Source organism: Chromobacterium sp. INPA-IVC (genome assembly GCF_059047085.1).
In genome coordinates, this window is the sequence record NZ_JBTNLS010000008.1 from 67,935 (window position 1) to 87,492 (window position 19,558).

Genomic DNA, 19,558 nt, shown 5'->3' on the forward strand with positions numbered 1-19,558 from the left:
TAATCCAACTTTATCCGTCACTTTCCACTGCCGTTAGCCTGGGCATATGTCGCCAGACTCGAACAGCGGAAACGCCACAGAACATTCTGTGGCGTGTCAAACGGCCAGTTTTGGACCCCGTAAGGGCGGAACTCCTACGCAGTTAGCGCGTAGGAGATGGCCATTATACAGAGGGACGCAGCCCTCTGCAAGCTTTATACCTGACGAGATTTCTCAACCAGGCCAGTTACCACCCACGACTTGGTCTTCGAGAGCGGACGGGACTCACTGATGATCACCAGATCGCCTGCCTTGAACTCGTTGTTTTCGTCGTGCGCGTGGAACTTCTTGGAGCGACGGATAATCTTGCCGTAGATCGGGTGCTTAACTTTGCGCTCGACCAGAACGGTCACAGTCTTATCCATCTTGTCGCTGACCACAACGCCGGTCAGCGTACGTACTACTTTGGTTTCGCTCATCTTAAACTGCCTTTTCTTTCAGAACGGTACGCACACGAGCAATGTCGCGACGCACTTTCTTCAGTTCAGAGGTCTTGGCGAGTTGCTGAGTAGCGTGCTGCATGCGCAGCGCAAACTGGGCCTTCAGCAGGCTCAGCAGTTCCACCTTCAGCTCGTCAACAGTTTTGGCTTTCAGTTCGGACGCTTTCATTACTGACCTACCTGTTTGGTTACGAACACAGTGGCGATCGGCAGCTTGGCGGCGGCCAGACGGAAAGCTTCGCGAGCGAGTTCCTCGGATACGCCATCCATTTCGTACAGCATCTTGCCAGGCTGAATTTCAGCCACGTAGTACTCCGGAGAGCCCTTACCCCCGCCCATACGGACTTCGGCAGGCTTGGAGGTGATCGGCTTGTCCGGGAAGATACGGATCCAGATGCGGCCGCCACGCTTGATGTGACGGGTCATCGCGCGACGCGCAGCTTCAATCTGGCGAGCCGTCAGGCGACCGCGACCCATAGCCTTCAGACCGAAATCGCCAAAGCTCACCTTGTTGCCACGAGTGGCGATACCAGTGTTACGGCCTTTGTGCTGTTTGCGGTACTTGAGTCTAGTTGGCTGCAGCATTGCGGGCACCCTTTCTCATTTTCTTCTCGGGAGCTGCCGGCGTAGCCACAACCTGGCCCGGCTTCAGCTCACCTTTGTACACCCACACCTTGATGCCGATGATACCGTAGGTGGTCTTGGCTTCCGAAGTAGCGTAATCCACATCGGCGCGCAGGGTATGCAGCGGCACGCGGCCTTCGCGATACCATTCGCTACGAGCGATGTCTATGCCGTTCAGACGGCCGGACGACATGATCTTGATGCCTTCGGCACCCAGACGCATGGCGTTTTGCATGGCGCGCTTCATGGCGCGACGGAACATCACGCGCTTCTCCAGCTGGGAAGCGATGCCGTCGGCGATGATTTGCGCGTCCAGTTCCGGCTTGCGAACTTCTTCGATGTTCACGTGGACCGGAACGCCCAGGCGCTTTTGCAGTTCTTGCTTCAGAACTTCAATGTCTTCGCCCTTCTTGCCAATCACCACGCCCGGACGGGCGCTGTGAATGGTGATGCGGGCGGACTTGGCCGGACGCTCGATGGTTACGCGGCCAACCGAAGCGTGACCCAGACGCTTCTTCAGGAATGCGCGAACTTCGATATCCTGTTTCAGCATTTCCGGGAAGTTCTGCGAAGACGCGAACCACTTGGAAGACCAGTTTTTGTTAACGGCAAGACGGAATCCCGTCGGATGAATCTTCTGACCCATTTCTTACCCCTTAATTGCCAACGGTCAAGGAAATGTGGCAGGTCTGCTTTTCGATGCGATTGCCACGACCCTTAGCACGGGCAGTGAAACGCTTCAGACTAGCGCCCTTGTCAACAAAGATGCTGGTGACACGCAGGGTGTCGATGTCAGCGCCTTCGTTGTGCTCGGCGTTAGCGATTGCAGATTCCAGCACTTTCTTGATGATTACCGCGCCCTTCTTCGGGGAGAAGGCCAGGATATTCAGCGCCTGGGCCACGGACTGACCGCGGACCAGATCGGCTACCAGACGGCACTTTTGAGCCGAAAGGCGAACACTTTTCAGATTTGCAGATACTCTCATCGCTTCACCTTACTTCTTCTTCGCCTTCTTGTCGGCAGCATGGCCTTTGAAGGTACGAGTCAGAGAGAATTCACCCAGTTTGTGGCCGACCATGTTTTCAGAAACATAGACCGGTACGTGAGTGCGACCGTTGTGCACAGCGATGGTCAGACCAATAAAGTCCGGCAGGATGGTCGAACGACGCGACCAGGTCTTGATCGGACGCTTGTCGCTGGTTGCCCGTACCGCATCCACCTTCTTCAGGAGATGCAGGTCGACGAACGGGCCTTTTTTCTGCGAACGTGCCATTGTCAATTACCCTTTGGTGGAATAGCGACGGCGTACGATCATGTTGTCGGTACGCTTGTTGCGACGGGTACGGAAGCCCTTGGCCGGAGTGCCCCACGGGCTAACCGGTACGCGGCCTTCGCCAGTGCGGCCTTCACCACCACCGTGCGGGTGGTCGATCGGGTTCATCGCCGTACCGCGAACGGTCGGGCGAACACCGCGCCAACGGGAAGCGCCAGCCTTGCCCAGCTTGCGCAGGGAGTGCTCTTCGTTACCCACTTCACCAATGGTCGCACGGCAATCGACGTGCACCAGGCGGATCTCGCCAGAGCGCAGACGCAGTTGAGCGTACACGCCTTCGCGAGCCAGCAGCATCGCAGAAGCGCCAGCGGAACGAACCATCTGAGCGCCCTTGCCGGGTTGCATTTCCACGCAGTGGATAGTGGTACCCACCGGGATGTTGCGGATCGGCAGAGCGTTACCGGCCTTGATCGGAGCCTCGGAGCCGGACAGCAGCACGGCGCCAACCTTCACGCCGCGCGGAGCGACGATGTAGCGACGTTCGCCATCGGCGTAGCACAACAGGGCGATGTGGGCGGTGCGGTTCGGATCGTATTCGATGCGTTCCACTTTCGCCGGGATGCCATCCTTGTTGCGACGGAAGTCGATCAGACGGTAGTGCTTCTTATGACCGCCACCACGATGACGCGTGGTGATGTGGCCATTGTTGTTACGGCCGCCGGTCGAGTTTTTCTTCTCAACCAGGGCAGCGTGCGGAGCACCTTTGTGCAGGTCAGGGTGTACCACCTTGACAACGGCACGGCGGCCCGCGGAAGTCGGTTTTACCTTAACGATAGGCATGCTCTATCTCCTTACTCCGCCGCGGCCGGGCTAGCGGTCAGGTCAAGTTCTTGACCCTCGACCAGGCTAACATAGGCCTTTTTCCAGTCACTGCGACGACCCGTGCTGCGGCCGAAACGCTTAACCTTGCCCTTGACGTTCACAGTGGACACGCCGTCAACTTTGACGTTGAACAGCATTTCCACGGCGGCCTTGATTTCCGGCTTGGTTGCGTTGGTAGCAACGCGGAACGCCACTTGCTGGTTCTTCTCAGCGATCATGGTGCTCTTTTCGGAAACGATGGGCGCAAGGATTACTTGCAACAGACGTTCTTGGTTCATGCCCACTGCTCCTCCAGTTGCTTCACGGCGTCGCGGGTGATCACGGTCTTCTTGAAGCGCAGCAGGCTGTACGGGTCAGCTTGAACCGCCTCGATAACCAGCATGTTCGGCAGGTTACGCGAAGAGAGATAGAGGTTTTCGCTCAGTTCATTGGTGATGAACAGAGCCTGCTCCAGACCCATCGGCTGAACGGCGCCGACGAATTCCTTGGTCTTCGGGCTGGCAACCGACAGGTCGTCAACCACGATCAGGCGTTCGTCACGCACCAGCTGCGACAGGATGGTCGCGATGCCCGCACGGTACATCTTGCGGTTAACCTTCTGAGTGAAGTTCTCGTCCGGCTTGTTCGGGAAGGCACGGCCACCACCACGACGGTTCGGGGTAGAGGTCATACCGGCACGAGCGTTACCAGTGCCCTTCTGACGGAACGGCTTCTTGGTCGAGTGCTTCACTTCAGCACGAGTCAGCTGGGCGCGGTTGCCGCTGCGCGCGTTCGCCAGGAACGCGGTCACAACCTGGTGCACCAGAGCTTCGTTGTATTCGCGGCCGAACAGAGCGTCGGACACTTGCAGGCTGCCAACAGCCTTGCCTTGGGTATTGATTACATTCAATTCCATCACGCACCCGCTTTCACGCTAGGACGCACGACGACGTCGCCATTCTTGGCACCCGGGACTGCGCCCTTGACCAGGATCAGCTGACGCTCGGCATCGACACGAACGATCTCGAGGCACTGAACAGTGCTCTTCACGTTGCCGTATTGACCGGCCATGCGCTTACCCGGGAAAACGCGACCCGGATCTTGAGCTTGACCGATGGAACCCGGCGTATTGTGCGAACGCGAGTTACCGTGCGAGGCACGGTTGGAAGAGAAGTTGTGGCGCTTGATCACGCCGGAGAAACCCTTACCCTTGGAGGTGCCGGTTACATCAACCAGTTGACCAACGGTGAAGATTTCGACAGCGATAGCATCGCCCGGCTTGAAGTTGGACAGCGCGTCGGCGGACAGAGCGAACTCAGCCAGACCCAGACCGGCTTCCACGCCAGCTTTGGCGAAGTGACCGGCAGTAGCCTTATTGACACGATTGGCCTTCTTGGAGCCATAGGTAACCTGAACGGCAGTGTAGCCGTCGGTTTCAGCGGTTTTGATTTGCGTGACGCGGTTGGAGGACATGTCCAGCACAGTTACCGGGATGGTTGCGCCATCTTCGGCAAAAATGCGGGTCATGCCGACTTTGCGACCGACAAGACCTAAACTCATGTTTATTTCCTTTTTCAGGCGCCGATTGCGATTGACCGGCATAAAAAACACGACATAAAAAACAAAAACGGACTCGCCAAAATGGCGAGTCCGCTAATGTATCACAGAAAATTCAAGAATCGCAAGCACTTAGCCCGCAAACCCTTGAACTTAAGCGATTACTGCAGCTTGATTTCCACATCCACACCGGCCGGCAGGTCGAGCTTCATCAGAGCATCAACAGTCTTGTCGGTCGGGTCTACGATGTCCATCAGACGCAGGTGAGTGCGGATTTCCAGCTGGTCGCGGGAAGTCTTGTTCACGTGCGGGGAACGCAGAAGGTTGAAGCGCTCGATTTTGGTCGGCAGCGGAACCGGGCCTTTTACAACGGCGCCGGTGCGCTTGGCGGTTTCAACGATTTCCTGAGCGGAACGGTCGATCAGGTTGTAATCGAACGCCTTCAGGCGGATGCGGATCTTTTGGCTAGACATGAGAAATCTCCGCTTCCGTTACTTGATGATCTTGGCAACGACGCCGGCGCCGACGGTGCGGCCGCCTTCGCGGATAGCGAAGCGCAGACCTTCTTCCATCGCGATCGGAGCGATCAGGGCAACGGTGATTTCCACGTTGTCGCCCGGCATTACCATTTCCACGCCTTCGGCCAGGCTAACTGCGCCGGTCACGTCGGTGGTGCGGAAGTAGAACTGCGGACGGTAGTTCGCGAAGAACGGGGTGTGACGGCCGCCTTCGTCCTTGGACAGAACGTACACGGAAGCTGCGAAGTCGGTGTGCGGGGTGATGCTGCCCGGCTTGGACAGAACCTGGCCACGCTCCACGTCTTCACGCTTGGTGCCGCGCAGCAGCACGCCAACGTTGTCGCCGGCTTGACCTTGGTCCAGCAGCTTGCGGAACATTTCCACGCCGGTGCAGGTGGTCTTCACGGTAGCCTTCAGGCCCACGATTTCCAGCTCTTCGCCGACTTTCACGATGCCGCGCTCTACGCGACCGGTCACCACGGTGCCGCGGCCGGAGATCGAGAACACGTCTTCGATCGGCAGCAGGAACGGCTTGTCAACGGCGCGCTCCGGAGTCGGGATGTAGGAATCCAGCGCGTCGGCCAGACGGAAGATCGACGGCTCGCCCATTTCGGACTGGTCGCCTTCCAGCGCCAGACGTGCGGAGCCGGTCACGATCGGGGTGTCGTCGCCCGGGAAGTCGTAGGAAGACAGCAGATCGCGCACTTCCATTTCAACCAGTTCCAGCAGCTCGGCGTCGTCAACCAGGTCAGCCTTGTTCAGGTAGACGATGATGTACGGCACGCCAACCTGGCGGGACAGCAGGATGTGTTCGCGGGTTTGCGGCATCGGACCGTCAGCGGCCGAGCAAACCAGAATCGCGCCGTCCATCTGAGCCGCGCCGGTGATCATGTTCTTCACATAGTCGGCGTGACCCGGGCAGTCTACGTGAGCGTAGTGACGGGCTTCGGTTTCGTATTCAACGTGCGCGGTATTGATGGTGATACCACGAGCCTTCTCTTCCGGCGCGCTGTCGATCTGGGAGTAGTCCTTGGCTTCGCCACCGAACTTCTTGGACAGAATGGTGGTGATAGCGGCGGTCAGGGTGGTCTTACCGTGGTCCACGTGACCGATGGTGCCTACGTTTACGTGCGGTTTGGTCCGCTCAAACTTTTCTTTTGCCATTTTGCAAAAATCCTTAATTAAAGAACATTAGATCGGGACTGGCCGGGTCGGCCCGGCCAGCCTCAGCGCGCATTACTTCCTGGCGGCCATTACGGCTTCAGCGACGTGCTTCGGAGCCTCGGAGTAGTGCTTGAACTCCATCGAGTAGGTCGCACGACCCTGGGTTGCCGAACGCAGATCGGTGGAGTAGCCGAACATCTCGGCCAGCGGTACTTCAGCCTTGATGATTTTGCCGCCCAAACCGTCGTCGTCCATGCCTTGAACCATGCCGCGGCGGCGGTTCAAGTCACCCATGACGTCGCCCATGTACTCTTCCGGAGTCTCCACTTCCACAGCCATCATCGGCTCGAGGATGCACGGACCGGCGCGGCGCATGGCTTCTTTGAATGCCATGGAGCCAGCCAGTTCGAACGCGATCTGCGAGGAGTCGACGTCGTGGTAGGAACCGAAGGTCAGACGCACAGTGACGTCAACCACCGGGAAGCCGGCGAGAATACCGCTGGACAGAGTGTTTTGAATACCCTTGTCCACGGACGGAATGAATTCACGCGGAATCACGCCACCCTTGATCTCGTCGACGAACTTGTAGCCATTACCCTCGCCGGACGGCTCCAGGGTGATGACTGCATGGCCGTACTGACCCTTACCGCCGGACTGCTTGACGTGCTTGCCGTCAACGTCGGTCACCGTCTTGGTGATGGTTTCACGGTAGGCCACTTGCGGCGCGCCGACGTTGGCTTCAACGCCGAATTCGCGCTTCATGCGGTCAACCAGAATTTCCAGGTGCAGTTCGCCCATGCCGGAAATGATGGTCTGGCCGGATTCTTCGTCGGTACGCACGCGGAACGACGGATCCTCCTTCGCCAAGCGGTTCAGGGCCACGCCCATCTTCTCCTGGTCGGCCTTGGTCTTCGGCTCAACGGCGACGTGAATCACCGGCTCCGGGAACTCCATGCGTTCCAGAATCAGCGGAGCATCGATGGCGCACAAGGTCTCACCAGTGGTGACTTCCTTCAGACCGATGGCAGCGGCGATGTCGCCGGCGTGCACTTCTTCGATCTCTTTACGGTCGTTGGCGTGCATCTGCACGATACGGCCGATACGCTCTTTCTTGCCCTTGACCGAGTTCAGCACGGTGTCGCCGGACTTCACCACGCCGGAGTAGACGCGGAAGAAGGTCAGCTGGCCCACGTACGGGTCGTTCATCAGCTTGAACGCCAGCGCGGAGAACGATGCGCTGTCGGAAGCTTCGCGAGTGGTCGGCGTGCCGTCTTCGTTCTCGCCCGGAACCGGGGGAACGTCGAGCGGGCTCGGCAGCAGTTCGATCACGGCGTCCAGCATGCGCTGAACACCCTTGTTCTTGAACGCGGAGCCGCACAGCATCGGCTGGATTTCGCACTTCAGGGTACGCTCGCGCAGACCGGCGATGATTTCTTCCTCGGTCAGCGTTTCGCCACCCAAGTACTTGTCCATCATCTCGTCGCTGACTTCGGCGGCGGCTTCAACCATCTTCTCGCGCCATTCTTCGGCAACGGAAACCAGGTCGGCCGGGATATCGCCGTATTCGAACTTCATGCCCTGAGACGCTTCATCCCAGATGATGGCCTTCATCTTCAGCAGATCGACCACGCCGGTGAAGTTGTCTTCAGCGCCGATCGGCACCACGATGGGCACCGGGTTGCCGCGCAGGCGGGTTTTCACCTGCTCGACCGCGCGGAAGAAGTTGGCGCCTTGACGGTCCATCTTGTTCACGAACGCGATGCGCGGAACCTTGTACTTGTTGGCCTGACGCCATACGGTTTCCGACTGGGGCTGAACGCCGCCCACAGCGCAGTAAACCATCACGGCGCCGTCCAGAACACGCATGGAACGCTCTACCTCGATGGTAAAGTCCACGTGTCCCGGGGTGTCGATGATATTGAAATGGTGGGCCGGGTACTGCAGGGCCATACCTTTCCAATAGGTGGTGGTAGCAGCGGAAGTGATGGTGATACCACGTTCCTGCTCCTGCTCCATCCAGTCCATGGTGGCCGCGCCATCATGCACTTCACCGATCTTGTGGTTCACACCGGTGTAAAACAGAATACGCTCGGTAGTAGTAGTCTTACCGGCGTCAATGTGAGCGGAGATACCGATATTACGGTAGCGCTCGAGGGGGGTTTTCCGTGCCACGATCTACACCTTGATTAAGTGGGTGAGCTTAGAAGCGGAAGTGCGAGAAGGCCTTGTTGGCTTCTGCCATGCGATGCACTTCGTCACGCTTCTTCATTGCGCCGCCACGGCCTTCGGCCGCATCGAGCAATTCACCAGCCAGGCGCAGGTCCATGGACTTTTCGCCGCGCTTGCGCGCAGCGTCACGCAGCCAACGCATGGCCAGAGCCATACGACGGGACGGACGTACTTCAACAGGAACTTGATAGTTGGCACCGCCTACGCGGCGGCTCTTCACTTCCACCACCGGCTTGGCGTTGGACAGTGCGGCGTTGAACACTTCGAGAGCGTTCTTGCCGGATTTCTTTTCGATCTGTTCCAGAGCACCGTAGATGATGCGCTCAGCAACAGACTTCTTGCCATCGATCATGACAACGTTCATGAACTTGGACAGATCTTGGGAACCGAACTTCGGATCCGGCAGAATTTCGCGCTTGGGGACTTCTCTGCGACGTGGCATGTTACTTCCTTAAATATTCAGTTGAGCTCTATTCGCTCATGACTACCCAGCGGAGCAGTCACTTACTAGACGATCCTGAAGAATGATCAGGCCGCCTTCAAAACATCCCGATTACTTGGGACGCTTGGCGCCGTACTTGGAGCGAGCTTGCTTACGGTCTTTAACGCCGGCGGTATCCAAGGAGCCGCGCACGGTGTGGTAACGCACACCCGGCAAGTCCTTCACACGACCGCCGCGAATCAGCACGACCGAGTGTTCCTGCAGGTTGTGGCCTTCACCGCCGATGTACGAAATGACTTCGAAACCGTTGGTCAGACGAACCTTGCACACTTTACGCAGAGCCGAGTTCGGCTTCTTCGGAGTGGTGGTGTAAACACGGGTGCACACGCCACGCTTCTGCGGGCAGGCTTCCAGCGCAGGCACCTTGCTCTTCGCCGTGATGGCGACGCGGCCCTTGCGAACGAGTTGGTTAATGGTTGGCATTACTATCAGTTCCTAGTTGATTCTTCCTGAAGACAACACGCCTCCAGAAAGGACGGAGGATTATATTTTAGTCAACGGCCAAGCGTCAAATAAAAAACGCCGCCCCGCCAACGTTAACCGTTGATGGAGCAGCGTTTTTTCAACACTTGGCCGTCAGGCCGGTGTTAGTCGCCGCTTTCCAGCGCAGCCGGAGCCGAGTCGAACAACATCGAATCGGCCGCGTCCAGGCCCAGGTTCTGGCGGCGGCGGGTACGATGGTAAGCGAGACCGGTACCGGCCGGAATCAGACGGCCGACGATCACGTTTTCCTTCAGACCGCGCAGATCGTCGCGCTTGCCCATGATGGCCGCTTCGGTCAGCACGCGCGTGGTTTCCTGGAAGGAAGCCGCGGAGATGAACGAGTCGGTGGACAGCGAAGCCTTGGTGATGCCCAGCAGCACGTTTTCGTACTGCGCCGGCTCCTTGCTTTCCGCCATCATCTTGTCGTTCATTTCCAGCACGTCGGCGCGCTCCACCTGCTCGCCCTGGATGAATTCGGTGTCGCCGCTGTCGGAGATCACGACGCGACGCAGCATCTGGCGAATGATCACCTCGATGTGCTTGTCGTTGATCTTCACGCCTTGCAGACGGTACACCTCCTGCACCTCTTGGACGATGTAGCGAGCCAGCGCCTCGATGCCCTGCAGACGCAGGATGTCGTGCGGATCGACCGGACCGTCGACGATGGATTCGCCGCGGTTCACCACCTGACCGTCGTGGACCAGCACGTGCTTGTCCTTCGGAATCAGGTTTTCGTAACCGTTGCCTTCCAGATCGGTGATGATCAGGCGCTGCTTGCCCTTGGTGTCCTTACCGAACGAAACGGTACCGGTCACCTCGGCCAGCATGCCGGCATCCTTCGGCGAGCGGGCTTCGAACAGCTCGGCCACGCGCGGCAGACCACCGGTAATGTCGCGGGTCTTCGACGATTCCTGCGGGATGCGGGCCAGCACTTCGCCCTTGCCCACGTCCTGGCCGTCGCGGACCGTGATGATCGCGCCCACCTGGAAGGTGATCGATACCGACGCGTCGGAACCGGCCAGCTTCACTTCGTTGCCGTTGTCGTCGAGCAGCTTCACCAACGGACGCAGCATCTTCGACTGCGAACCGGCGCGGCGTTTCGGGTCGATGACCACCAGCGTCGACAGGCCGGTCACTTCGTCGGTCTGCTTGGCTACGGTGTTGCCCTCTTCCACGTTCTCGAACTTCACGCGGCCAGCGTACTCGGTGATGATCGGACGGGTGTGCGGATCCCAGGTGGCCAGCACAGCGCCTGCCTTGATCACCAGACCGTCGGTCACCATCAGGGTCGCGCCGTACGGCACCTTGTGGCGTTCGCGCTCGCGGCCCATGTCGTCGTGGATCACCACTTCGCCGGAGCGGGTGATGACGATCAGCTCGCCCTTGGTATTGGCCACGTAGCGCATCTGGCTGGAGAAGCGCACGGTGCCGTTGGACTTGCCTTCCACCTGGCTGGCGGCCGCGTTTCGCGACGCCGCGCCACCGATGTGGAAGGTACGCATGGTCAGCTGGGTGCCCGGTTCGCCGATCGACTGAGCGGCGATCACGCCCACGGCTTCGCCGGCGTTGACGCGCTTGCCGCGCGCCAGGTCGCGGCCGTAGCACTTCGCGCACAGGCCGTAGCGAGTGTCGCAAGTGATCGCGGTGCGAACCTTGACTTCGTCGATGCCGAGGCTATCGACCAGGTCGACCATCTGCTCGTCCATCAGCGTGCCGGCTTCGATCACGGTCTCGCCGGAGGACGGATCCACCACATCGACCGCGGTCACACGGCCGAGGATGCGGTCGCGCAGCGCTTCGATCACGTCGCCGCCCTGCAGCACGGCCTTCATGGTGAAGCCGTTGCTGGTGCCGCAATCGTCCTCGATCACCACCAGATCCTGGGTCACGTCGACCAGACGACGGGTCAGGTAACCGGAGTTGGCGGTCTTCAACGCCGTATCCGCCAGCCCCTTACGGGCGCCGTGAGTCGAGATGAAGTACTGGAGTACGGTCAGGCCTTCGCGGAAGTTGGCGGTAATCGGCGTCTCGATAATCGAGCCGTCCGGCTTCGCCATCAGACCCCGCATGCCGGCCAGCTGCTTGATCTGGGCTGCGGAACCCCGCGCGCCCGAGTCGGCCATCATGTAAATGGAGTTGAAGGATTCCTGATCGACTTCCTTGCCTTCGCGGTCCAGCACCTTCTGCTTGGACAGCTCGTCCATCATCGCCTTGGCGATCTTGTCGCCGGTGCGGCCCCAGATGTCCACTACCTTGTTGTAGCGTTCGCCCTGGGTGACCAGACCTTGACGGTACTGTTCCTCGATCTCCTTGACTTCCTTGTTGGCCTCGCCGAGCAGGTCAACTTTCTTGGCCGGGATCTGCATGTCGTCCACGCAGATGGAGATGCCGCCGCGGGTGGAGTAGGCGAAACCGGTGTACATCAGCTGGTCGGCGAAGATCACCGTGTCGCGGATGCCGCAACGACGGAACGAAACGTTGATCAGTTTCGAGATTTCTTTCTTCTTCAGCGCCTTGTTGATGTGCTCGAACGGCAGGCCCTTCGGCAGGATGTCCGACAGGATCGCGCGGCCGACGGTGGTGTCGTAACGCTTGATCACCGGCTGGAACTCGCCCTGCTCGTCCTTTTCCCATTCCTTCAGGCGGACGGTGATGCGGGTGGCCAGCTCGACCTGACGGGTTTCGTAGGCGCGATGCACTTCCTTGGTGTCGGCGAACACCATGCCTTCGCCCTTGCCGTTCACCTTGTCGCGGGTCATGTAGTACAGACCCAGCACGATATCCTGCGACGGCACGATGATCGGTTCGCCGTTGGCCGGAGACAGCACGTTGTTGGTGGCCAGCATCAGGGTGCGGGCTTCCATTTGCGCTTCCAGCGACAGCGGGACGTGGACGGCCATCTGGTCACCGTCGAAGTCGGCGTTGAACGCCGCGCAAACCAGCGGGTGCAGCTGGATCGCCTTGCCTTCGATCAGCACCGGCTCGAACGCCTGGATGCCCAGACGGTGCAGCGTCGGCGCGCGGTTCAGCAGAACCGGATGCTCGCGGATCACTTCTTCCAGGATGTCCCAGACTTCCGGCACTTCCTGCTCGACCAGCTTCTTGGCCGCCTTGATGGTGGACGCCAGGCCCATCACTTCCAGCTTGTGGAAGATGAACGGCTTGAACAGTTCCAGCGCCATCTTCTTCGGCAGGCCGCACTGGTGCAGGCGCAGGGTCGGACCCACGGTGATCACGGAACGGCCGGAGTAATCGACGCGCTTACCCAACAAGTTTTGACGGAAACGACCGCCCTTGCCCTTGATCATGTCGGCCAGCGACTTCAGCGGACGCTTGTTGGCGCCGGTCATCGCCTTGCCGCGACGGCCGTTGTCCAGCAGCGAGTCAACCGATTCCTGCAGCATGCGCTTCTCGTTGCGCACGATGATGTCCGGCGCGCGCAGCTCCAGCAGGCGCTTCAGGCGGTTGTTACGGTTGATGACGCGGCGATACAGGTCGTTCAGGTCCGAAGTGGCGAAACGGCCGCCGTCCAGCGGAACCAGCGGACGCAGTTCCGGCGGCAGCACCGGCAGCACTTCCAGGATCATCCATTCCGGCTTCATGCCGGAACGCTGGAACGCCTCCAGCACCTTCAGGCGCTTGGCGATCTTCTTGATCTTGGTGTCGGAGTTGGTGGTTTCCAGCTCGCGGCGCAGGCCTTCGATCTCTGCGTCCAGATCCAGCTTCTTCAGCAGTTCCTTGACGGCTTCGGCGCCCATCATCGCGACGAACTCTTCGCCGTACTGGTCTTCCTTGTCCAGGAAGTCCTCTTCGGTCAACAGCTGGCGGTACTGCATCGGGGTCATGCCCGGATCGGTCACCACGAACGCTTCAAAGTACAGCACGCGCTCGATGTCGCGCAGCGTCATGTCCAGCACCATGCCCAGACGCGACGGCAGCGACTTCAGGAACCAGATGTGCGCGGTCGGGCTGGCCAGCTCGATGTGGCCCATGCGCTCGCGGCGCACCTTGGACAGCGTCACTTCGACGCCGCACTTCTCGCAGATCACACCGCGATGCTTCAGGCGCTTGTACTTGCCGCACAAGCACTCGTAATCCTTCACCGGTCCGAAGATGCGGGCGCAGAACAGGCCATCGCGCTCCGGCTTGAAGGTGCGGTAGTTGATCGTTTCCGGCTTCTTGACTTCGCCATAAGACCAGGAACGGATCTTGTCAGGCGAGGCGATGCCGATCTTGATCGCATCAAACTCTTCTTCTTGCGTAACTTGCTTAAAGAGATCGAGCAAAGCTTTCATTGCGTCTCCAGTTCAGGGGACAGGCGCGGCGGCTTTCCGCCGCGCCCTATTACCCAATCAAAAACGTTCCAGGTCCATATCGAGGCCCAGCGAGCGGATTTCCTTCACCAATACGTTGAAGGATTCCGGCATGCCGGCGTCGATCTTGTGCTCGCCCTTGACGATGTTCTCGTAGACCTTGGTACGGCCGGTCACATCGTCCGACTTCACCGTCAGCATTTCCTGCAGGGTGTAGGCGGCGCCGTAAGCTTCCAGCGCCCACACTTCCATCTCACCGAAACGCTGGCCGCCGAACTGGGCCTTACCGCCCAGCGGCTGCTGCGTCACCAGCGAGTACGGACCGGTGGAACGGGCATGCATCTTGTCATCGACCAGGTGATGCAGCTTCAGGTAGTGCATCACGCCCACGGTGACCTTGCGGTCGAAGGCTTCGCCGGAGCGGCCGTCGAACAGGGTCATCTGGGTCTTGGACTCGTTGAAACCCATCTGCTCGGTCAGCGCGTCGCCATTCGGGTAGGCCAGATCCAGCATGTGCTTGATCTCGGCCTCCTTGGCGCCGTCGAACACCGGCGTGGCGAAGGTCATGCCCTTGCTCAGGTTCTGCGCCAGCTGCAGCACTTCGACGTCGGACAGCGCGGCGATTTCCTCCGGCTTGCCGGTTTCGTTATAGATGCGCTCCAGGTAGCCGCGGATCTCGGCAGTGGACTGCTCCTTGATCATGCGGTTGACGCGCTCGCCGATACCCTTGGCGGCCCAGCCCAGGTGCACTTCCAGAATCTGGCCGATGTTCATACGCGACGGTACGCCCAGCGGGTTCAGCACGATGTCGACCGGACGGCCGTCGCCCATGTACGGCATGTCTTCCACCGGCAGGATGCGGGAGACCACGCCCTTGTTGCCGTGGCGGCCGGCCATCTTGTCGCCGGCCTGCAGGCGGCGCTTGACGGCCAGGTAGACCTTGACCATCTTCTGCACGCCCGGCGGCAGCTCGTCGCCCTGGGTCAGCTTGCGCTTCTTGTCTTCGAACTTGAGGTCGAATTCTTCGCGCTTCTGCGCCAGGCTTTCCTTGATCAGTTCCAGCTGCTTGGCGATGTCTTCATCAGCCATGCGGATGTCGAACCAGTCGTGCTTGGTCGGCAGGCCGGCCAGGTATTCCTGGTCGATCACGGTGCCCTTGGCCAGACGCTTCGGACCGCCGTTGGCGGCTTTGCCGACGATCAGGCGCTCGATACGGCTGAAGGCGTCGTTGTCGAAAATACGCAGCTGGTCGTTCAGGTCCAGGCGATAGCGCTTCAGCTCCACGTCGATGATGGACTGGGCGCGCTTGTCGCGCTCGATGCCTTCGCGGGTGAACACCTGCACGTCGATCACGGTGCCCACGGTGCCGGTCGGCACGCGCAGGGACGTATCCTTCACGTCGGAGGCCTTCTCGCCGAAGATCGCGCGCAGCAGCTTCTCTTCCGGGGTCAGCTGGGTTTCGCCCTTCGGCGTCACTTTGCCCACCAGCACGTCGCCGGCTTCGACTTCCGCGCCGATGTAGACGATGCCGGACTCATCCAGACGGCCAGCCATGCGTTCGGACAGGTTCGGGATGTCGCGGGTGATTTCTTCCGGCCCCAGCTTGGTGTCGCGGGCAACCACGGACAGTTCTTCGATGTGGATCGAGGTGTAGCGGTCTTCGGCGACCAGCTTCTCCGAGATCAGGATCGAGTCTTCGTAGTTGTAGCCGTTCCACGGCATGAAGGCGATGGTCATGTTCTGACCCAGCGCCAGCTCGCCCAGGTCGGTGGAGGCGCCATCGGCCACCACGTCGCCGCGCGCGATGTGGTCGCCCACTTTCACGATCGGACGCTGGTTGATGTTGGTGTTCTGGTTGGAACGGGTGAACTTGGTCAGGTTGTAGATGTCCACGCCCACTTCGCCAGCGGTCGCTTCTTCATCGTTGACGCGGACCACCACGCGGCCGGCGTCGACATAGTCCACCACGCCGCCGCGACGGGCGACCACGGTGGTGCCGGAGTCGACAGCCACGGAACGCTCGATGCCGGTGCCGACGAAGGCTTTTTCCGGACGCAGGCACGGCACGGCCTGGCGTTGCATGTTGGCGCCCATCAATGCGCGGTTGGCGTCATCGTGTTCCAGGAACGGAATCAGCGAAGCCGCCACGGACACCACCTGGCCGGTGGCCACGTCCATGTACTGCACGCGGTCCGGGGTCGCCAGAATGGTTTCGCCCTTCTCGCGGCAGGTCACCAGCTCGTCGATCAGCGTGCCGTCCTTGCTCAGCTCGGCGTTGGCCTGAGCGATCACGTAACGGCCTTCCTCGATCGCCGACAGATAGTCGATCTCGTTGGTGACCTTGCTGTCCACTACCTTGCGGTACGGGGTTTCCAGGAAACCGAACTCGTTGGTGCGCGCGAACACGGACAGCGAGTTGATCAGGCCGATGTTCGGACCTTCAGGCGTTTCGATCGGGCACACGCGGCCGTAGTGGGTCGGGTGCACGTCGCGGACTTCGAAGCCTGCGCGCTCGCGGGTCAGACCGCCCGGGCCAAGAGCCGATACGCGGCGCTTGTGGGTGATTTCCGACAGCGGGTTGGTCTGGTCCATGAACTGGGACAGCTGCGAGGAACCGAAGAATTCCTTGATCGCGGCGGATACCGGCTTGGCGTTGATCAGGTCGTGCGGCATCAGGTTGTCGGACTCGGCCTGGTTCAGGCGTTCCTTGACCGCGCGCTCGACGCGCACCAAACCGGCGCGGAACTGGTTTTCGGCCAGTTCGCCAACCGAACGCACGCGACGGTTGCCCAGGTGATCGATGTCGTCCACTTCGCCGCGGCCATTGCGCAGCTCGGTCAGGATCGCGATCACGGACACGATGTCTTCAGTCGACAGCGTGCCTTCCATCACGTCGCGGCGCGGAGCGAACTTGTCGCCGATCAGCGACTTGAACCATTCCGGGGTCTTGTCGTCGAACTTGTACTGATAAGTGCGCGAGCTGAACTTCATGCGGCCCACGCGCGACAGATCGTAGGTTTCTTCACTGAAGAACAGGCGCTGGAACAGCGCTTCCACCGCGTCTTCGGTCGGCGGCTCGCCCGGGCGCATCATGCGGTAGATGGCCACGCGGGCTTGCAGCTGATCCTGGATGTCGTCGGTGCGCAGGGTCTGCGAGATGTAAGCGCCCTGGTCCAGATCGTTGGTGAACAGCACGTCGACCTGGTTGATTTCCGCCAGCGCCAGCTTGGCCAGCACTTCCTCGGTCACTTCCTCGTTGGCGCGCGCGATCACTTCGCCGGTGCTCTGGTTGACGACGTTGTGCGCCAGCATCTTGCCCAGCAACGCGTCGGCCGGCACTTCGATGCGGTCCAGCTCAGCGGTCTGGATGTCGCGGATGTGCTTGGCGGTGATGCGCTTGTCCTTGGCGACGATCAGCTTGCCGTCGGCGGCCACGATGTCGAACTTGGCCACTTCGCCCTTCAGACGATCCGGTACCACGCGCATGAACACGCCGGACTTGGTCAGGTAGAAGGTGTCGAAGCTATAGAACTCGGACAGGATTTCTTCGTTGCTGTAGCCCAGCGCCTTCAGCAGGATGGTCACCGGCATCTTGCGGCGACGGTCGATACGGAAGTACAGCAGGTCTTTCGGATCGAACTCGAAGTCCAGCCAGGAGCCGCGGTAAGGAATCACGCGGGCGGAGAACAGCAGCTTGCCGGACGAGTGCGTCTTGCCGCGGTCGTGCTCGAAGAACACGCCCGGGGAGCGATGCAGCTGGGAGACGATGACGCGCTCGGTGCCGTTGATGATGAAAGAGCCGTTGCCGGTCATGAGCGGAATCTCGCCCATGTAGACTTCGTTCTCGCGCACTTCCTTCACCACCGGCTTGGAAGACTCTTTGTCGAAAATGGTCAGGCGAATGCGCGCGCGCAGCGGCGCCGCAAACGTGATGCCGCGCAGCTGACACTCCTGCACGTCGAACGGAGGCTCGCCCAGAATATAATGGGCAAAGTCGAGCTTAGCGTAGCCGTTGTGGCTGACGATCGGGAAGATCGACTTGAACGCAGCCTGAAGACCCACATCCTTGCGCTCATCCAGCGGCTTGCCCAGCTGGAGAAATTCGGTGTAGGAATCAATCTGGGTCGCCAACAGGAAGGGGACGTCGAGAACACTGGCACGTTTCGCAAAGCTCTTACGAATACGCTTCTTCTCAGTAAACGAATAACTCATAGAGTCTCCATCGAGGTGGGTGGCGCAAGAAACTAAAAGTCAGCAGCCACGCCTAGTATATTGCTGGCTTTTACCTTCTTCGTTTCCGCCAACTACAAGCGCAATAAGGCTGGCGGATTTCTCCGCCAGCCTCACCTTCTTTTTTCAAAGAAGATTATTTGATTTCAGCCTTGGCACCGGCTTCGGTCAGTTGCTTCAGGATGTCTTCGGCTTCAGCCTTGGACACGCCTTCCTTCACGTTCTTCGGAGCGCCGTCGACCATGTCTTTGGCTTCCTTCAGACCCAGACCGGTGATCGCGCGAACAACCTTGATCACGCCAACCTTGTTGTCGCCAGCGGCGGACAGAACAACGTCGAACTCGGTCTTTTCTTCAGCGGCAGCAGCGCCGGCGCCAGCCGGGCCAGCAACAGCTACAGCAGCGGCGGAAACGCCGAACTTCTCTTCGAACGCCTTAACCAGGTCGTTCAGTTCCATCACGGTCAGACCAGCAACGGCCTCGAGGATGTCTTCTTTGGTGATTGCCATGTGAAAATCTCCTGAATTCTATAAGAATCAAATAAGTTAAGCGGCTTCGGCTTGCTTCTTGTCGGACAGGGCGGCCAGCGCGCGGGCAAAGCCAGCGACCGGAGCCTGCATAACGTAGAGAAGCTTGGACAGCAGTTCTTCGCGGCTCGGGATGGACGCCAGCTCAGCAACCTGAGCAGCGGACAGTACCTTGCCTTCGTAGGAACCTGCCTTCACGACGATCTTGTCGTCAGCCTTGGCAAATTGATGCAGCACCTTGGCAGCAGCAACCGGGTCGGCGGAAATCGCGTACACCAACGGGCCGACCATCTGGTCAGCCAGTTCAGCGAACGGAGTGCCTTCCACGGCGCGACGAACCAGCGTGTTCTTCAGAACGCGCAGGTAAACGCCGCTCTCGCGCGCCTGAGCGCGGAGTTTGGTCATGCTGCTTACCTCGATGCCCCGATATTCAGCGATAACGAGGGTCTGAGCGCCTGCCAGTTCAGCAGAAACTGCTTGGACGACCGCCTTTTTATCTTCGATATTGAGACTCAAGGTCTACCTCCTAAACTGAAATGAAATGGAAAAATTTCCATCTCGCTTTGCAGCGGCGACCTGTATCAGGAGACATCAAAAAGAACTGGTGCTCATGGGCGGAATTGAACCGCCGACCTCTCCCTTACCAAGGGAGTGCTCTACCCCTGAGCTACATGAGCTTTGAACTTAAGAAGCCTGTTTCGGGTACACCATCTGCGTAGGATGCGGATTGCTACGCTAGCCAATCTGCGATTAAGCCTTTCGGCGCCTACGGTCTTTGACAATCTGGCAGGCGAGCCT

At 59.7% G+C, this 19,558-nt stretch carries 19 protein-coding genes and 1 tRNA gene; all 20 read right to left on the reverse strand.

What is annotated here, in order from left to right; translation table 11 throughout:
• Positions 1 to 194: 194 nt before the first annotated feature.
• Positions 195 to 458: a 30S ribosomal protein S17 gene (gene rpsQ, locus ACX17K_RS15985; RefSeq protein ID WP_021478361.1), complete on the reverse strand. Its 264-nt coding sequence runs from the start codon at positions 456 to 458 to the stop codon at positions 195 to 197.
• Position 459: 1 nt separating this feature from the next.
• On the reverse strand, positions 460 to 648 hold the full coding sequence (gene rpmC / locus ACX17K_RS15990; protein WP_021478360.1) for a 50S ribosomal protein L29: 189 nt from the start codon (positions 646 to 648) through the stop codon (positions 460 to 462).
• Positions 648 to 1,064: a 50S ribosomal protein L16 gene (gene rplP / locus ACX17K_RS15995; protein ID WP_043579384.1), complete on the reverse strand. Its 417-nt coding sequence runs from the start codon at positions 1,062 to 1,064 to the stop codon at positions 648 to 650. Before rplP ends, rpmC begins: the two co-directional genes overlap by 1 nt.
• Entirely contained in the window at positions 1,048 to 1,749 is a 702-nt protein-coding gene (gene rpsC, locus ACX17K_RS16000; RefSeq protein WP_231154857.1) for a 30S ribosomal protein S3, read from the reverse strand. Before rpsC ends, rplP begins: the two co-directional genes overlap by 17 nt.
• A gap of 10 nt (positions 1,750 to 1,759) precedes the next feature.
• Positions 1,760 to 2,089 carry a 50S ribosomal protein L22 gene (rplV, locus tag ACX17K_RS16005; protein WP_021478358.1) on the reverse strand — a complete coding sequence of 110 codons (330 nt, stop codon included), beginning with the start codon at positions 2,087 to 2,089 and terminating at the stop codon, positions 1,760 to 1,762.
• A gap of 9 nt (positions 2,090 to 2,098) precedes the next feature.
• Positions 2,099 to 2,377, reverse strand: coding sequence for a 30S ribosomal protein S19 (rpsS, locus tag ACX17K_RS16010; RefSeq protein WP_011137729.1), 279 nt, complete (start codon positions 2,375 to 2,377; stop codon positions 2,099 to 2,101).
• A gap of 6 nt (positions 2,378 to 2,383) precedes the next feature.
• Positions 2,384 to 3,217, reverse strand: a complete 834-nt coding sequence (rplB, locus tag ACX17K_RS16015; RefSeq protein ID WP_231154856.1) for a 50S ribosomal protein L2 — start codon at positions 3,215 to 3,217, stop codon at positions 2,384 to 2,386.
• An 11-nt stretch (positions 3,218 to 3,228) separates the two neighbouring features.
• Positions 3,229 to 3,537 (reverse strand): 50S ribosomal protein L23, encoded by a 309-nt coding sequence (gene rplW, locus ACX17K_RS16020; protein ID WP_021478355.1) that lies wholly within the window; start codon positions 3,535 to 3,537, stop codon positions 3,229 to 3,231.
• Entirely contained in the window at positions 3,534 to 4,154 is a 621-nt protein-coding gene (gene rplD, locus ACX17K_RS16025; RefSeq protein WP_011137732.1) for a 50S ribosomal protein L4, read from the reverse strand. Before rplD ends, rplW begins: the two co-directional genes overlap by 4 nt.
• Positions 4,154 to 4,798 carry a 50S ribosomal protein L3 gene (gene rplC / locus ACX17K_RS16030; RefSeq protein WP_021478354.1) on the reverse strand — a complete coding sequence of 215 codons (645 nt, stop codon included), beginning with the start codon at positions 4,796 to 4,798 and terminating at the stop codon, positions 4,154 to 4,156. Before rplC ends, rplD begins: the two co-directional genes overlap by 1 nt.
• A gap of 158 nt (positions 4,799 to 4,956) precedes the next feature.
• Positions 4,957 to 5,268 (reverse strand): 30S ribosomal protein S10, encoded by a 312-nt coding sequence (gene rpsJ, locus ACX17K_RS16035; RefSeq protein ID WP_493775582.1) that lies wholly within the window; start codon positions 5,266 to 5,268, stop codon positions 4,957 to 4,959.
• A gap of 18 nt (positions 5,269 to 5,286) precedes the next feature.
• Positions 5,287 to 6,477 carry an elongation factor Tu gene (gene tuf / locus ACX17K_RS16040; protein WP_347370143.1) on the reverse strand — a complete coding sequence of 397 codons (1,191 nt, stop codon included), beginning with the start codon at positions 6,475 to 6,477 and terminating at the stop codon, positions 5,287 to 5,289.
• Between the two features lie 72 nt (positions 6,478 to 6,549).
• Complete coding sequence (fusA, locus tag ACX17K_RS16045) at positions 6,550 to 8,649, reverse strand: elongation factor G (RefSeq protein WP_021479141.1); 2,100 nt, start codon at positions 8,647 to 8,649, stop codon at positions 6,550 to 6,552.
• Positions 8,650 to 8,677: 28 nt separating this feature from the next.
• Positions 8,678 to 9,148 (reverse strand): 30S ribosomal protein S7, encoded by a 471-nt coding sequence (gene rpsG / locus ACX17K_RS16050; RefSeq protein WP_021479140.1) that lies wholly within the window; start codon positions 9,146 to 9,148, stop codon positions 8,678 to 8,680.
• A 111-nt stretch (positions 9,149 to 9,259) separates the two neighbouring features.
• A complete protein-coding gene (rpsL, locus tag ACX17K_RS16055) occupies positions 9,260 to 9,631 on the reverse strand; it encodes a 30S ribosomal protein S12 (protein ID WP_011137738.1) in 372 nt (123 codons plus the stop codon).
• 164 nt (positions 9,632 to 9,795) lie between these two features.
• The gene (gene rpoC / locus ACX17K_RS16060) at positions 9,796 to 13,986 is read right to left on the reverse strand and encodes a DNA-directed RNA polymerase subunit beta' (protein ID WP_493775583.1); all 4,191 of its coding nucleotides are present in this window, start codon (positions 13,984 to 13,986) and stop codon (positions 9,796 to 9,798) included.
• A 57-nt stretch (positions 13,987 to 14,043) separates the two neighbouring features.
• Positions 14,044 to 18,216 carry a DNA-directed RNA polymerase subunit beta gene (rpoB, locus tag ACX17K_RS16065; protein WP_493775584.1) on the reverse strand — a complete coding sequence of 1,391 codons (4,173 nt, stop codon included), beginning with the start codon at positions 18,214 to 18,216 and terminating at the stop codon, positions 14,044 to 14,046.
• 154 nt (positions 18,217 to 18,370) lie between these two features.
• The gene (gene rplL, locus ACX17K_RS16070; protein ID WP_021479137.1) at positions 18,371 to 18,742 is read right to left on the reverse strand and encodes a 50S ribosomal protein L7/L12; all 372 of its coding nucleotides are present in this window, start codon (positions 18,740 to 18,742) and stop codon (positions 18,371 to 18,373) included.
• A 36-nt stretch (positions 18,743 to 18,778) separates the two neighbouring features.
• A complete protein-coding gene (gene rplJ / locus ACX17K_RS16075; protein ID WP_021479136.1) occupies positions 18,779 to 19,276 on the reverse strand; it encodes a 50S ribosomal protein L10 in 498 nt (165 codons plus the stop codon).
• Between the two features lie 86 nt (positions 19,277 to 19,362).
• Positions 19,363 to 19,437 (reverse strand) — tRNA-Thr (locus ACX17K_RS16080).
• Between the last annotated feature and the right edge of the window lie 121 nt (positions 19,438 to 19,558).